Genomic DNA, 14012 nt, shown 5'->3' with positions numbered 1-14012 from the left:
GTCAGTCCGGGGGGGCCGCCACCACTAGCGTCCGCCCCAGGGCGTCCCCCAGACGTTTCCCGTCGCCACGGTAGCCGATGACCGCGACCGCGACTGTCCAGTAGCCCAGGCCGTCGACGAGCCGGAGCGCGTTCCGCACGAACGAGCCCCAGGCCCCCAGCGGCGAGCCGTCGGCGGCGACGACGCGGAGGCCAAGCAGTCGCTTGCCGAGCGTCCGACCGGTGCGCCACTCCAGCAGGAAGTGGTAGCCGAAGGCGACGCCCATCGCAGCCACGAACAGCAGCGCCCGGGTCCGCCCCGGCGAGACGACTGCCGCCGGCATCACGCCGGCGGCCAGCGCCGGCCCGACGACCAGCGCGGTCACGACGGCCTGGTCGAACAGGAAGGCGACGGTCCGGCGCGGGAGCGGTGCGGGGGCGGGCGACACGTGCCGGATGAGGGGCGCCGGGACCGAGACTCCTGCGGCAGTGGTCACCACACCCCCGGCAATCGTGGACCCCGTATAGTCGGTTCGACCCGACATCTGGCTTCGATACGGCTAATAGTATCCGGATTAGCCACCCATTCAGTCGCTGAGACGCTACTGAGCGTTGCTTCCGTCAGAAACCTTTACACGGCCGATGGACGTGGTGGGCGTACGGGTATGCCAGGGAGGCTCACGACGACGGCCGACGCGGGGATGATGTCATGAGCGGGACCACCGATGGGGAGACAGGAGGGGAGCCGATACGCCGGAGCGTCGAGGTGGAGTACTGGGTCGTGGACGAGTCGGGCCACCTGACCGAGCCCGGGGAGCTGGTCGGGGCCTCCGCGGGCGTCGAGCGGGAGTTCGTCGAGCCGCTACTGGAGGTGAAGACGACACCCTGCGAGACGACGGCGGAACTGCGCCGGGAGCTACTGGGGCGACTCGGCTCCGTCCTCCGGCGCGCGGACGAACTCGGTCTGGGGCTGGTGCCCCTGGCGACACCGTTGCACGCCGACGAGATCTCGGAGCTGCGCGGCCAGCGGACCCGCATCCAGAACGAGGTCGTCGGCGAGGCGTTCCGGTACGTCCGCCACTGCGCCGGCACCCACATCCACGTCGAGCAGCAGCCGGGCCATGCGGTCGACCAACTGAACACGTTCGTGGCGCTGGACCCGGCACTGGCGCTGGTCAACTCGGCACCGTACTTCGAGGGGGAGCACCTCGCCGCCGGGGCGCGGTCCGAGCTCTACCGTCGGATGGCTTACGGGGACATGCCACATCAGGGGCGACTGTGGCCGTACGTCGACGATGCCGGGGAGTGGACCCGCAGGCTGGAGCGCCGGTACGAGGAGTTCGCGACGGCGGCGCTTGAGGCGGACGTCGACCGCGCGGTGTTCGAGTCGCAGTTCGACGCGGAGAGCGCCGTCTGGACCCCCGTCCAGCTCCGCGGGGCGTTCGGCACCGTGGAGTGGCGCTCGCCGGACGCCGCCCTTCCGGAGCAGGTACTGCGCCTCGCCGACCGGCTGGCGACGGTGACGCGGACCATCCGGGACGGCGACTGCCGCATCGATGGCCATCGCGGCAGCATCGACGACGAGGAGGTCGTGCTCCCGGAGTTCGGCGCCGTCATCAAGCGTGTCGACGCTGCCGTCTCGGAGGGCCTGGGGTCGGACGCCGTCCGGTCGTATCTCGACCGGATGGGGTTCGACGTGTCGGCCTACGACCCCATCGCGCACGAACTCGAGGGACGGGCACCGGTCTCGCCGGCGGCGGCCCGGCAGCTCCGGTTGGAGTACGCCGACCGGCTCGACCACGCCGTCCGGGAGGCCGGCTGGACGACCCTCGACCGATGACCCGCGCTGACTATCCGTCAGGTTCACGGGTGATATACACCGTGAGCGGTCGCTTCCGCCGGCACCTGCGGCAAGGATTGACGCGAGCCCGTCGGACTCCCGGCTCACGGTGGTAGGTACGGACGTGACGCGCGTCGCTCTGCTGAACGCGGCCCACGAGCCACAAGCCACCAGCCGCAACTTCCGGCGGGAACTGGACGCCGACGTCGTCGAGTTCCACTGTCCGGAGGGTGAACTCCCCGAGGGGTTCCGGTTCGACGGCGTCGTCGTCACCGGGTCGCGGGCCTCGGTCTACTGGGACCGCGAGTGGATCGGGCAGCTGAAGACCTGGGTTCGGGGGGCCGTCGAGGCCGGGCTGCCCGCGCTCGGGGTCTGTTACGGCCACCAACTCCTGGCCGACGTGCTCGGCGGCCGCGTCGAGCCCATGGACGAGTACGAGATCGGCTATCGCACCGTCGAGCAGGACGGCGAGACCCGGCTGCTCGACGGAATCGACGACGAGTTCACCGTCTTCACCACCCACTCGGACCGTGTCGTCGACGCGCCGCCGGGGGCGACGGTCTTCGCTCGCAACGACTACGGCATCCACGGCTTCCGCAAGAACCGGGCCTTCGCCGTGCAGTTCCACCCCGAGTACGACATGGAAACCGCAGCCGAGGTCACGCGCGGCAAGGACGACCAGCTCCCCGACGAGCGCATCGAGCGCGTGCTGGACGGCATCACGGTCGAGAACTACGAGGCGGCCTGCGAGGCCCGGACGCTGTTCGACAACTTCCTCGAGTTCGTCCGCGCGGTGCGGGCCGAGCGGACGGCGGCCGACTGACGACGGGACCGTCGGGCATCCCGTGGAACGTGGCATCCCGCCAGCGGTGCTCCGGGGACCGGGCGCTGACGGTTCCGTGCCGTGGCCGGTCACCGGCGCTCCGACGCCCAAAGAGGGATACGAGGGCCCGTGCTTCCTGGGGTATGCTGCTGTCCCAGGTCAACAACGCGCGACAACTGGTGGAGTTGCTGAGCGACGACGGGTTCACGCGGGCGCTCACGCAGGCAGAGGACCTCGTGGCGGACGTCAACGACACGCTGAACCGGGTCGAACGTGTCGAGGACGAGGCCGGCGAGGCGGTCAAGGAGGCCAACGAGACGCTCAACGCCGTCGATCGCCGGCTCGACAAGGTCGACCGGACGATCAACCTGCTGGAGGCGAAGATCGAGGCGGGGTTCAGCCTCGGCTTCCTCGTGTTCGCCGTCAACTTCTATCTCGCCGGCGACCTCCTGTTCGCGGTCAGTCTCGCGTTCATGGGCCTGCTCGGGGCAGGACAGCTACTCGTGACCGTCCGGAACATCCCCCAGGTCCAGAAGCTCCGTCAAGCTGCGACCTTCCTCGTCCGCCGGCTGGCGGAGGACGGCCCCCGGGACGAGGGGTCCGCGGGGCGGGCGGGGCGCGGCGAGAGGCGAGAGCGGCGGTAGCGCTGCCCGGGGCCGACCTCATGGGGCAGCCCCGGCGACGGGACCGTCCCCGGAGCCCGCACACGCCATCACGGTGGCGACGGGAACGGCGTCCCTCCGACGGGAGTCAGATGGATCCCGAATACGTCCGACTCTCGTGTGTCGTGTACCCGTCAGCGGACGCTCTCGGCCCGCTGCCGGATAGCAGGGGTTCTACGGTGGTAGGTCGGGACCCATCACGCTGGCAACCGGTAGACACAACCCGCCGCCGGCCGCGGGGCCGGACATGTCGCTCCACACTGCGGAGTTCGACGTCGAGGGGAAGCGAGCCATCGTCACCGGCGCGAGCCAGGGTATCGGGCGGACGGTCGCCGAGACGCTCGCGACCGGGGGCGCCGACGTGGCCATCTGCTCGCGGTCGCAGGACCGGGTCGACCCGGTAGCCGAGGGCATCAACGACGACCCGGCCTCCGGCGACTGCCTGGCCGTCGAGTGCAACGTCCGCGACCGCGAGGCCGTGGAGGCGTTCGTCGAGGCCACCGTCGAGGAGTTGGGCGGCGTCGACGTCCTCGTCAACAACGCCGGCGGCGAGTTCGTCGCCGCGTTCGACGACATCTCCCCGAACGGCTGGGAGTCCATCATCGACCTGAACCTCACCGGGACGTTCCACTGCACGCAGGTCGCCGGCGAGGCGATGCGGGGCGGGGACGACCCGGGTGGTGTGGTCATCAACATGTCCAGTGTGAACGGCCAACACGCCGCGCCCAACGAGAGCCACTACTCGGCGGCGAAGGCGGCCATCATCCGGCTCACCGAGACGCTCTCCGTGGAGTGGGCGAGCCACGACATCCGCGTCAACTGCGTCGCGCCCGGACTCATCCAGACCCCCGGCGTCGCGGAGACGCTCGGCATCGACGAGTCCGACATGCCACCCCGCGAGGCGGTCGACCGCCGCATCGGCCACACGGAGGACATCGCCGACGTGGTCCAGTTCCTCGCCTCCCCGGCCGCCGCGTTCGTCAACGGCGAGACGTACACCGTCAAGGGCGTCCCGCGGGCCGGGAACTCGATGAGCACCGACCTCGGCTTGCAGTAGGGCCACGGGCGTCGAGGCGGTCGGGGTCGGTCTCGCCTCCCCGAGGCGGTGTCGGCCGCCAAGTGCCGTCTGTGCGCGGAGCCGCCGGCCCGCCGAGTCGGGCGAGGTGGCGACGTGGCCGGCGGGGACGATGCGAGCCAGAGACGGCAGGGGAACGGCAGGATGCGTCCGAGCCGCCATATCACCGCGCCGTCAGAGCGGGTTGCCGACGATGGGGGTCTCGGTCGGCGTCGGCGTCGGCTCGGGCGTGGGCGACGGTGTGGGCGTGGGCGACGGGGTCGGTGTCGGCGTGGGCGTGGGCGATGGGGTCGGTGTCGGCGTCGGTGACTCCGTCGGTGTCGGTGTCGGCATGGGCGTGGGCGACGGGGTCGGTGTCGGCGTCGGCGTCTCTGTCGGTCCCTCGGTCGGCGTCGCGGTCGGGGTGGCCGTCGCGGCCACGGTCTCGTTGGCCGCGCCACCGGCCGGTCCGGGGTCCGCCTGGGCGGCATTGGTTCCGGGGACCGCCGGCGCCGCGCTGAAGACCGTGAAGGCCACGGCGACGGCGCTGGCGGCGAACAGCGCGAACGCGGCCAGTTTGATGGACGGCGTCCCGCCGCCCGACACGTCGGGCGTGGGTTCGCCGAAGCCGGCGTCCGCGGAGGCAGTCGGTCCGCTCTCGGCGGCCGCGCCGGCGCCGACGGCCGAAGCACCCGTACCGGCGGTCACACCGGTTGCGGCGGGGTCGGCCTCGGCGGTCGGCTCCGGTTCCGGCTCGGGGGCGACGAACTCGGATTCGCCGGCGCCGGCGCCGAGCCAGCCCTCGAAGTCGAAGCCGCCGTTCTCGAACTCGAAGTCGGCGGCCTCGCGGGTGGTCGTGTCGGTCGTCGTGCTCGCGCCAGCACTCGACCGGCTCGACCCCGGCAGCAGGCCGGCGGCCCGACTCAGCCCCTCCACCACGACCGCGCCGACGAGGCCGACCGCCATCAGCGGGATGGCCCTCGGTCCGGAGGGGAGTTCGGCCTGGTCACGCTCGAAGGTGACCACGCGCGGGCCCTCGCCGTCGAGTCCGACGTTCGCCGGGAGTTCGGAGGGCCGGTAGACCGGGTCCGGGGCCTCGTCCTCCTCGTCGCCGTCGGAACGCTCGGGCGGGTTGACGTTGCGCATCCAGGACTGGAAGTCGAAGCCGGTCGAGTCGGCGCCACCACCGCGCCCGCCGACCGGCTGTCCACCGTCGCTGGAGAGTCCACGGTGGTCGTCCGTCCGTTCGTCCGGTGGTGCGTTCGACCCCGGGGCGTTCCCGAACTCGAACCCACCCACATCATCGTCCCCTGTATCGTCGGCGGGAGGCCCCGCCGCGTTGTCGTCGTCTCCTGTCATGCGCGAAACTCGTCCCTGGACTCTACGCTGTGGAGGAATCGCATAAACACGCTGCTGGGTAGCTGGGGTGGTTTATCCGTCCCCGGCGACCGCCTCAGCCGAAGTTCTCGACCTTCGCGGCGTCGGGCGCCCCACCGGCGGCCGTCAACGCCTCCGTCGCGGCGTCGAGGAACGACTCGAACCCGTAGATGAACAGCTGCTCTTCGACCGCACCCGTCGCGACGGCCGCGACGGCCTCGGTCAGCGGTTCGTCGCCACCGAGGACGTAGATCTCCACGCCGGCGGCCGCGAGCGCGGACAGGCGTGCCTCGTGCACGGGCTCGTCGTCCCGGTAGACGATGGCGGCCTCGTGGCCGTCGGCGAGCGCGCGTTCGGCGATACCGACCGCGGGACCGATACCCGGCCCGCCCGCGAGCACGACCGTGCGCGGTTCGTCCTCGTAGTAGTTGGTTCCGAACGGGCCGGCCACCTGAACGCGGTCGTCGGTCGCCAGCGCGAGCAGGTACTCGCTGAACGCCCCGCCCTCCTCGGGGTCGTAGCCGACGGTGATCTCGAAGGACTCCGCCACGTCGGGCGAGGAGATCGTGTAGAACCGGGAGACGGGTTCCCCGTCGACCGCGGCGGTGAGCTTGACGAACTGGCCGGGCCGGGCATCGAACCCGTCGGGTGACTCGAACTCGATAGCGACCGTATCCGGGCCGCAGTCCCGCACCGCGACGACACGGAGGTCGGAAGCGTCCATACGGGTAGTGGGGCAGCGACCGGCAACGACCTTTCGCTTCGGACCGGCGCCAGGGGACGGGTCGCGTGCCGGCGGGGTCGGAGGGCAGCACGCCCGCGCTCGCGCTCGGTCGGGGGGGACGAGCGGGCCCGGGTGGGGAGAAACGGCAATATTCAGAAGGCTTAACGTGCGTCCATGGGAATCGGGTCATAGTATGCCAGACGACCTGAACTGGGCCATCGGCGGGGAGGCCGGCGATGGCATCGACTCTACCGGGAAGATCTTCGCACAGGCGCTCTCCCGGGCGGGTCGACACGTCTTCACCTCGAAGGACTTCGCGTCCCGGATCAGGGGCGGATACACCGCCTACAAGGTACGGACGTCCGTGGACCGCGTCGAGAGCGTCGTCGACCGACTGGATGTCCTCATCGCCCTGACCGAGCGGACCGTCGATGAGAACATGGACGAGCTCCACGACGGTTCCGTCGTTATCTTCGACGGGGAGCGGACCATGATGAAGGACTTCGAGGCCCCCGGGGAGATGACGGGGCTTGACGTCCCGCTGAAACGACTCGCGGAGGAGGCCGGTGGGGCCATCGTCCGCAACATCGTCGCGCTGGGGGCCGCCTGTGAGGTGGCCGGCTTCCCCATCGAGAACCTCGACGAGGCCCTGGAGAAGCGGTTCAGCGACAAGGGGAGCGCCATCGTCGATACCAACAAGGAGGCCGCACGGCTCGGCCAGCAGCACGTCCAGGACGAGTACGAGTTGGAGACCAGCTACGAGCTGGAGACGACGGACAGCGACTACGTCCTCCTGAACGGCGACGAGGCCATCGGGATGGGCGCCATCGCGGCCGGCTGCCGGTTCTACTCGGGCTACCCCATCACCCCGGCGACGGACGTGATGGAGTACCTGACCGGCCGCGTCGACCGCTACGGCGGCAAGGTGGTCCAGGCCGAGGACGAGCTCTCGGCCATCAACATGGCGCTGGGCGCGGCCCGGGCCGGCGCACGGTCGATGACCGCGACCTCCGGCCCGGGCATCGACCTGATGACGGAGACGTTCGGGCTCATCGCGCAGACGGAGACGCCGCTGGTCATCTGTGACGTGATGCGCTCCGGTCCGTCGACGGGGATGCCGACCAAGCAGGAGCAGGGCGACCTGAACATGACCCTCTACGGCGGACACGGGGAGATTCCCCGCTTCGTGGTTGCTCCGACGACCATCGCGGAGTGCTTCCACAAGACGATCGAGGCGTTCAACCTCGCCGAGAAGTACCAGACGCCGGTCTTTCTCGTCAGCGACCTGGCGATGGCGGTCACGGAGCAGACCTACGAACCCGAGCAGTTCGACATGGACGCCGTCGAGATCGAGCGCGGGCGCGTCGTCGACGAGGACGGGCTCGAGGAGTGGACCAACGAGAAGGCCCAGTTCACCCCCCACGCCGCCACCGACGACGGGGTCTCACCCCGCACCTTCCCGGGGGTCGAGGGCGGCGCGCACATGACGACCGGGCTGGAACACGACGAACTCGGGCGCCGGACCGAGGAGGAGGCCGTCCGCGTCGAGCAGGTCGAGAAGCGCCAGCAGAAGGTCGAGACGGCCCGCGAGCACGAGGACTGGTCGCCACGCGAGTTCGGCGACCCCGGTTCGGACAACCTCGTCATCTCCTGGGGGTCCAACGAGGGCGCCATGCTGGAGGCCATCGACCGTCTCGAGGAGGAGGGGGTCGGCGTACGGTTCCTCTCCTGCCCCTACGTCTTCCCGCGCGAGGACATCGCCGAGGAGATCAACGCGGCCGACGAGGCCATCGTGGTCGAGTGTAACGCGACCGGCCAGTGGGCGGACGTGCTCGAACACGACGCCCTGGAGCGGGTCAAGCGCATCAACAAGTACACCGGCGTGCGGTTCAAGGCCGACGAACTCGCAGAGCGAGTGAAGCAAGAGCTGGCGGGCGAGACCGCCGAGGTGGAGGCAGAATGAGCTCCGATATCAGGTTCACCGACTTCAAGTCCGACGCACAGCCCACGTGGTGCCCCGGTTGCGGCGACTTCGGCACGATGAACGGCATGATGAAGGCCCTCGCGAACACGGGGAACTCTCCGGACGACACGTTCGTCGTGGCCGGCATCGGCTGTTCCGGCAAGATCGGGACGTACATGCACTCGTACGCGCTGCACGGCGTGCACGGACGCGCGCTCCCGGTCGGCATCGGCGTGAAGATGGCCAACCCCAACCTGGAGGTCATGGTCGCGGGCGGTGACGGCGACGGCTACTCCATCGGGGCCGGCCACTTCGTCCACGCCGTCCGCCGGAACGTCGACATGTCCTACATCGTGATGGACAACCGCATCTACGGTCTGACGAAGGGCCAGTTCTCGCCGACCTCGCGCGAGGACTTCGAGACCGCCACCAGCCCGGAGGGGACCAAACAGCAGCCGGTCAACCCGCTCGCGCTGGCGCTGTCGGCCGGCGGCACCTTCATCGCGCAGTCGTTCTCCTCGGACGCCCAGCGCCACGCCGAGATCGTCCAGCAGGCCATCGAGCACGACGGCTTCGGCTTCGTCAACGTCTACAGCCCGTGCGTGACGTTCAACGACGTCGACACGTACGACTACTTCCGCGACACCATCGTGGACCTGGACGAGGCAGACCACGACCCGACCGACTACGACGACGCCAAGGAGAAGATCCTCGACGCGGACAAGGAGTACCAGGGCGTCATCTATCAGGACGAGAGCTCCGTCGGCTTCGAGGAGCGCGAGGGCATCACCGAGTCGATGGCCGACATCCCCGAGGGCGCGCCCGAGGACGCGATGGACCTCGTCCGCGAGTTCTACTGACGCCCGTTTCCGAGTTTCCGTCGCTGTAACCGGTCTGTTTCCAGCATCCGCCGACAACCCCGAGCGTTCGAAGGGAAATAGGTAGCTATCGGGGATACCGCTGGACCCGTGGACGGCGTTATCACGCGCTGAAAACGCTCGAAAACTCATTACAGACGTGTCATGTGTTACCGGCCGGGGTCAGAGGTTGTCACCCCGCGACACGGCTATCGGTGGTGGTAGCGGAACTCCGTGCCGAAGGGGGGTACGGGATGTACCCGTTCGGGGGCGGCGGCACGGCCGTGAGGCGCCCCGGTGGTGGGCGCGCGGCCGACGACAGTACGTTTTTGAGTGCAGCGGTGTTCCACCCGGGTATGTTCGGAGGAGGCGGGCTGAACCCCCGCAAGATGAAGCAGATGATGGAGCAGATGGGGATCGACCTCGAGGACATCGACGCCGAGGAGGTCGTCATCCGGACCCCCGACGAGGATCTCGTCTTCACCGACGCGGAGGTCCAGAAGATGGACGCGCAGGGCCAGGCCACCTACCAGGTCGTCGGCACGCCGGAGTCCCGGCCGCGCGGCGAGGGCGCCACGGCGGTCGGGAGCGGGGCGTCCGACGGGAGCGAGAGCGAGAGCGGGGCCGACGCCGAGGCGGAGACGGGCGGCAGCCCCGACATACCGGACTCGGACGTCGAGATCGTCGCGGCCCGGACCGGCGCGAGCGAGGACACCGCCCGCGAGGCACTGGAGGAGACCGGCGGCGACCTCGCCGCTGCCGTCGAGCACCTGGAGTGACCGACGCCGACGCCCCCGGCGGCGCGGCGGGGAGCGACGGCGACGAGGGGTCAGGCGCGCCGGTTCTGCTCGTCCGCGAGAACCGCGAGTACCTGCTCCGTCCGGGCGAGACCCTGGAGACGGACCTGGGCGTGCTGACGGTCCCGGACGACGTCCGGCCGGGCGACACCGTGGAGACCCATCTGGAGACGCCCTTCACCGTCCGCCGGCTGCGGGGGCCCGATCTGTTCCACCACTTCGAGCGGACGGGCGCGCCCATGGTTCCCCGGGATATCGGGCTGGTACTGGGCGAGACGGGCGCCGGCACCGGCGACCGCGTGCTCGACGCGGGCACCGGGACCGGCGTCCTGGCCGCCTATCTGGCCCGGGCGGGCGCGCGGGTGACGACCTACGAGACGGACCCGGAGTTCGCCGAGGTGGCGCGGCGGAACATGCGGATGGCCGGCGTGGCCGACGCCGTCGAGGTGCGGACGGGCGACGTGACCGCGGCTCTCGACGCCCTCGCGGGCGGCGAGGACGAGCGACTGGGCTCCGCCGGCGGCTTCGACGTCGTCACGCTCGACACCGCCGACGCGCCGACAGTCGCGGCCCGGGCGACGGACCTGCTCGTCTCCGGCGGCTATCTCGCGATGTACGTCCCGTTCGTCGAGGGGTCGCGCGAGGCCGCGACCGCCGCACGCGAGGCCGGGATGGTCGACGTGACGACCCACGAGACCATCCAGCGCGAGTTCGTCTACGGCGACCGCGGCTCGCGGCCGGACACCGCGCCCGTCGGCCACACCGGGTTCATCACCATCGCACGGCGGCCGGACGCGCCGACCCCCGACGCCTGAGCCGCCAACGCGGGGACGACGTCCAGGCCGGTGCCGGCCCCTGATTATAAGACGGCACTGGTCCAATACGGGAACGTCCCATGAGCGAGGCTACCACCGACATCGACGAGACGACGACGTGGCCGGAACTGGCGATCAGCCTGTACGACCGCCTCACCGGGCGCGGCGCAGAGATCAGCTACGAGTTCGAGGACATGGAGGTCGAGGTCCCGAGCAAGGCGGGCCCGGACGCCGAGCACGCCCACTGGCGCGTGGACGGGACCCTCCGCATCACGACGCGCGAACGTGAGTGACTCCGCGATACCGACACTGGTCGAGACCATCGACCGGGTCGGCGCCGGTGCCGGCCCGCCGGGGCTCGACGTCAGCGCCGACCTGACCGTCCACGTCGCCGGCCACCGGCTGGCGGTCGAGGCGTACACCGATCGGGTGTTCGTCGACTTCCCGTCGGTCGGGTCGGTTCTGGACGTGTTGCGCGCGACGCCCGGCGGCAGTGGCGACGCGAGCCAGGCCCTGCCGGCCGCGCTGGCGGCCGCGGACCTCACCGCCGTCGCCCGGGTCGGCTCCCGTGAGGTGGCCACGCTGGGGGCGGACGCGAGCGGCCCGCTCGGCTACCTGGGCTACGACCACGTCGCCGTCTCGCCGCGTCACCTCCTGCTCTCGGCGGTCGGCGTCTGACTCAGGCGTCGACCGACCGAATCAGCTCCAGCAGTTCGCTCCGGTAGTCGTCGGCGTCGGCACCGGTATCCGTCGAGAGCGTCGCGTCGAGGTCGGCCGGATAGGCCCCGCCCGAGATGACGAACCCGTCGTCCGACCAGACCGCGAGGAACCCCTCGAACTCCAGGGTCCGGCCGTCGGGGAGCGTGTAGGTCGTCTTGAACGGGGTGAACTCGGCGCGGGCGCCGGACCGGACCCTGGCGCGGTTCGTCTCCCCCTTCGCGACCCGCTCGAACCCGCGGTCGACGAGGTCATCGGCGAACGCCCCGCGGGCCTCGCTGGCGACGCGTGAGCGGATGAGCGGCGCGACACCCGTCGGCAGCGGCGGCGTGAACGACACCCGTGTCGCGAAGAAGAATCGCCACATGTGGTCGACCCCCGTCGCCGCCTCGACGGCGGCCCGGAGATCCGCGTCCTCGTACACCTGTGTCCGACCCTCGACCCGCGCGGTCGGGAGGCTGAACAGCGTCTCGACCTCGTCCTCGACCAGCGACCAGTCGTCCCGGTCGAGCCGGTCGCGGGGGAGCGCCGGCGGCCCCACGCGGGACTCCGTTCCCATACCCCGACAACGGCCGCCCGACATATAGGGCTACGCACGCGGGGACCCGCCCGCAGCGGGGTCGCCCGCCCCGCCCGATCTCACATGGATATCCGGTCGGGCAGCTCCGCGGCGACCCTCTCCAGCGGCGCGGTGTCGGTGTCGAGCTCGCCGCCGACGACGAGGGCATCCAGTAGCCGGAGCGCCGCGTCCACGTCGGGGGGGCTCGGGCGTGTGCCGGCTGCTGAACACGGCCGTCCGTCGGTCCGTCACCGTCCCGTGCGTCGAAACGCTCTTGCCCGGCGGCGGTGTCGCCCAGGCTATGACGGGCCCGGCGTGGTTGTTGCAGGCTGGCAACCAGCCCATCGACCGCACGCTCGGGCTCCTCCCGCCGTGGTTCCCGGAGCCCCTGGCCCGGCTGCTGCTCGCGCTGGCCGCCCTCGCCGTCTTCTACTACGCCTCGACGTTCGTCCAGCAGGTGCTCGGCCGGCGCATCGCTCGCCGGTTCCGTCGTCCCTCGCTCACCCGGACAGCGCTCCGGGGCATCCAGGTCGGGGTCGTGCTGGTCGGCATCGTCCTCGCGCTCCGGGTCCTGCAGGTTCCCATCGGGAACCTGGCGCTCTCGGTGACCGTCTTCTCCGCCGTGGCCGGCTTCGTCCTCGCCCCCATCATCGGGAGCGTCATCAACGGGCTGTTCGTGCTCAGCGAGCAGCCGTACGAGATCGGCGATATGATCCACCTCCCCCAGGCGGATGTCTACGCCTTCGTCGAGGACGTCACGCTCCGGTACACGAAGGTGTTCACCCTGGACAACACCTTCCTCATCATCCCGAACGGGAACATCCGGGAGCGGGACGTGGTGAACTTCTCCGCCGAGGACTCCCGGACCCGACTGTCGCTGGACGTGCTGGTCACCTACGAGTCCGACATCGCCGAGGCCCGGGAGCTCATCGAGCAGGCGGCACAGCGGACCGAGAACGTCATCGAGGGCGGGCCGGACATCCGCATCGGCGGCGCGCGCTACCCGGCCAAACCGACCTGCTACATCGACTCCTTCGCGGACCACGGCGTCAACCTGCGGCTGCGCTACTGGGCGTCGGAGCCGTACAAGTTGCTCACGCTCCGGTCCCGGGTGCAGACCGCCGTCTGGGAGCGGCTGGCGGACGCCGACGTCGAGATCGCCTACCCGCACTCGCACCTCTTCTTCGACGACACGAGCGGGGAGATGCAGGTGGCCATGCGGTCGGTCGACGGTCGCGACGGCGGCCCGGGGGGCGCCGACCCCGCGGCGAGTCGGGCGACGGGCGACGGCGACCTGCCGGAGGGGACCATGGAGCGTCCGCCCGAGGAACTGGACCGGATACCGGACGAGGATCGCGGATCGGACTGAGTCAGTCGGTCGCGTTCGCGGTGATGACGGTGCAGTCCAGCTTCTCGCGGAGGTAGGTCTCGATATCGGGGTCGTCGATGAGGCTCCGGAGCATCCGCCGCCAGCGCCCGGCCTGCTTCTGCCCGATGACGACGTAGTCGGCCCGCTCGGCGGCCACCTCCTCGAGGATAGTCTCCTCGACGAGGAACCCCGACCGAACGACGTAGGTGGCGTCGATCGGCCCGAACGCCCGCTCGACGGCGCGTTTCAGGTCGGCTCGGGTCGCGTGGTCCCCCTCCTGGTACAGGTTGACGTGCAGGACGGTCAGCCCGGCGTCGTGCTCCGCGGCGACCTCGCGGGCACGGGCGAGCGTCCCCTTCGAGTGGGCCGTCAGCGGATACCTGACCGGGACCACGACCTGCGTCATTATCCACCCCCGAGGACCGACGCGGGGTGAACCTTTCCGTTCGACGTCCGCACAGCGGGGGTCATGGGCGG

The 14012-nt window shown here is 70.5% G+C and carries 16 protein-coding genes; 11 read left to right on the top strand and 5 right to left on the bottom strand.

Annotated features, from left to right (window positions below; translation table 11 throughout):
* Position 1: 1 nt before the first annotated feature.
* Positions 2–478, bottom strand: coding sequence for an RDD family protein (locus DP107_RS12865; protein ID WP_185977305.1), 477 nt, complete (start codon positions 476–478; stop codon positions 2–4).
* Between the two features lie 209 nt (positions 479–687).
* Here DP107_RS12865 and DP107_RS12860 point away from each other — a divergent pair, with 209 nt between their 5' ends.
* The 4 genes from DP107_RS12860 to DP107_RS12845 all read left to right on the top strand — a co-directional run bounded on the left by DP107_RS12860 (position 688) and on the right by DP107_RS12845 (position 4360).
* A complete protein-coding gene (locus DP107_RS12860) occupies positions 688–1818 on the top strand; it encodes a glutamate-cysteine ligase family protein (protein ID WP_144262554.1) in 1131 nt (376 codons plus the stop codon).
* Between the two features lie 109 nt (positions 1819–1927).
* Positions 1928–2641 (top strand): type 1 glutamine amidotransferase, encoded by a 714-nt coding sequence (locus DP107_RS12855; RefSeq protein ID WP_238330878.1) that lies wholly within the window; start codon positions 1928–1930, stop codon positions 2639–2641.
* A 143-nt stretch (positions 2642–2784) separates the two neighbouring features.
* Entirely contained in the window at positions 2785–3285 is a 501-nt protein-coding gene (locus tag DP107_RS12850; protein WP_144262552.1) for a hypothetical protein, read from the top strand.
* Between the two features lie 265 nt (positions 3286–3550).
* Positions 3551–4360 (top strand): SDR family NAD(P)-dependent oxidoreductase, encoded by an 810-nt coding sequence (locus DP107_RS12845; RefSeq protein ID WP_144262551.1) that lies wholly within the window; start codon positions 3551–3553, stop codon positions 4358–4360.
* A 192-nt stretch (positions 4361–4552) separates the two neighbouring features.
* Here DP107_RS12845 and DP107_RS20120 read toward each other — a convergent pair whose 3' ends face one another.
* Both DP107_RS20120 and DP107_RS12835 read right to left on the bottom strand, forming a co-directional pair.
* Entirely contained in the window at positions 4553–5716 is a 1164-nt protein-coding gene (locus DP107_RS20120; protein WP_185977304.1) for a hypothetical protein, read from the bottom strand.
* 94 nt (positions 5717–5810) lie between these two features.
* Positions 5811–6458 (bottom strand): FAD-dependent oxidoreductase, encoded by a 648-nt coding sequence (locus tag DP107_RS12835; protein WP_144262550.1) that lies wholly within the window; start codon positions 6456–6458, stop codon positions 5811–5813.
* A gap of 193 nt (positions 6459–6651) precedes the next feature.
* On the opposite strand from DP107_RS12835, the gene DP107_RS12830 reads away from it, so the two are divergent.
* The 6 genes from DP107_RS12830 (at position 6652) to DP107_RS12805 (ending at position 11568) form a co-directional block, all read left to right on the top strand.
* The gene (locus DP107_RS12830; protein WP_144262549.1) at positions 6652–8421 is read left to right on the top strand and encodes a 2-oxoacid:acceptor oxidoreductase subunit alpha; all 1770 of its coding nucleotides are present in this window, start codon (positions 6652–6654) and stop codon (positions 8419–8421) included.
* Complete coding sequence (locus tag DP107_RS12825; protein ID WP_144262548.1) at positions 8418–9281, top strand: 2-oxoacid:ferredoxin oxidoreductase subunit beta; 864 nt, start codon at positions 8418–8420, stop codon at positions 9279–9281. The genes DP107_RS12830 and DP107_RS12825 overlap by 4 nt, the downstream gene beginning before the upstream one ends.
* 353 nt (positions 9282–9634) lie before the next feature.
* A complete protein-coding gene (locus DP107_RS12820; protein ID WP_144262547.1) occupies positions 9635–10057 on the top strand; it encodes a nascent polypeptide-associated complex protein in 423 nt (140 codons plus the stop codon).
* Positions 10054–10890 carry a methyltransferase domain-containing protein gene (locus tag DP107_RS12815; protein ID WP_144262546.1) on the top strand — a complete coding sequence of 279 codons (837 nt, stop codon included), beginning with the start codon at positions 10054–10056 and terminating at the stop codon, positions 10888–10890. The genes DP107_RS12820 and DP107_RS12815 overlap by 4 nt, the downstream gene beginning before the upstream one ends.
* Positions 10891–10970: 80 nt before the next feature.
* On the top strand, positions 10971–11183 hold the full coding sequence (locus DP107_RS12810) for a hypothetical protein (protein ID WP_144262545.1): 213 nt from the start codon (positions 10971–10973) through the stop codon (positions 11181–11183).
* Entirely contained in the window at positions 11176–11568 is a 393-nt protein-coding gene (locus DP107_RS12805) for a hypothetical protein (RefSeq protein ID WP_144262544.1), read from the top strand. Before DP107_RS12810 ends, DP107_RS12805 begins: the two co-directional genes overlap by 8 nt.
* A gap of 1 nt (position 11569) precedes the next feature.
* Here DP107_RS12805 and DP107_RS12800 read toward each other — a convergent pair whose 3' ends face one another.
* A complete protein-coding gene (locus DP107_RS12800; protein ID WP_144262543.1) occupies positions 11570–12166 on the bottom strand; it encodes a hypothetical protein in 597 nt (198 codons plus the stop codon).
* A 301-nt stretch (positions 12167–12467) separates the two neighbouring features.
* Between DP107_RS12800 and DP107_RS12795 the strand changes: the two genes are divergently transcribed.
* Positions 12468–13535, top strand: coding sequence for a mechanosensitive ion channel family protein (locus DP107_RS12795; RefSeq protein WP_144262542.1), 1068 nt, complete (start codon positions 12468–12470; stop codon positions 13533–13535).
* Position 13536: 1 nt separating this feature from the next.
* Here DP107_RS12795 and DP107_RS12790 read toward each other — a convergent pair whose 3' ends face one another.
* Positions 13537–13941 (bottom strand): universal stress protein, encoded by a 405-nt coding sequence (locus DP107_RS12790; RefSeq protein ID WP_144262541.1) that lies wholly within the window; start codon positions 13939–13941, stop codon positions 13537–13539.
* Positions 13942–14012 lie beyond the last annotated feature (71 nt).

The sequence above is a fragment of the Haloglomus irregulare genome, from assembly GCF_007421925.1.
GTDB classification, from domain to species: Archaea; Halobacteriota; Halobacteria; order Halobacteriales; family Haloarculaceae; genus Haloglomus; species Haloglomus irregulare.
Note: the sequence above shows the minus strand (reverse complement) of the source record. Positions and strands in the feature narration are given on the sequence as shown.

What these genes read in the sequence shown, in the direction of transcription:
- DP107_RS12860 (WP_144262554.1), top strand. Translation starts at nt 688, where the DNA reads ATGAGCGGGACCACCGATGGGGAGACAGGAGGGGAGCCGATACGCCGG.
- DP107_RS12850 (WP_144262552.1), top strand. Translation starts at nt 2,785, where the DNA reads ATGCTGCTGTCCCAGGTCAACAACGCGCGACAACTGGTGGAGTTGCTG.
- DP107_RS12845 (WP_144262551.1), top strand. Translation starts at nt 3,551, where the DNA reads ATGTCGCTCCACACTGCGGAGTTCGACGTCGAGGGGAAGCGAGCCATC.
- DP107_RS20120 (WP_185977304.1), bottom strand. Translation starts at nt 5,716, where the DNA reads ATGACAGGAGACGACGACAACGCGGCGGGGCCTCCCGCCGACGATACA.
- DP107_RS12835 (WP_144262550.1), bottom strand. Translation starts at nt 6,458, where the DNA reads ATGGACGCTTCCGACCTCCGTGTCGTCGCGGTGCGGGACTGCGGCCCG.
- DP107_RS12830 (WP_144262549.1), top strand. Translation starts at nt 6,652, where the DNA reads ATGCCAGACGACCTGAACTGGGCCATCGGCGGGGAGGCCGGCGATGGC.
- DP107_RS12825 (WP_144262548.1), top strand. Translation starts at nt 8,418, where the DNA reads ATGAGCTCCGATATCAGGTTCACCGACTTCAAGTCCGACGCACAGCCC.
- DP107_RS12820 (WP_144262547.1), top strand. Translation starts at nt 9,635, where the DNA reads ATGTTCGGAGGAGGCGGGCTGAACCCCCGCAAGATGAAGCAGATGATG.
- DP107_RS12810 (WP_144262545.1), top strand. Translation starts at nt 10,971, where the DNA reads ATGAGCGAGGCTACCACCGACATCGACGAGACGACGACGTGGCCGGAA.
- DP107_RS12800 (WP_144262543.1), bottom strand. Translation starts at nt 12,166, where the DNA reads ATGGGAACGGAGTCCCGCGTGGGGCCGCCGGCGCTCCCCCGCGACCGG.
- DP107_RS12795 (WP_144262542.1), top strand. Translation starts at nt 12,468, where the DNA reads ATGACGGGCCCGGCGTGGTTGTTGCAGGCTGGCAACCAGCCCATCGAC.
- DP107_RS12790 (WP_144262541.1), bottom strand. Translation starts at nt 13,941, where the DNA reads ATGACGCAGGTCGTGGTCCCGGTCAGGTATCCGCTGACGGCCCACTCG.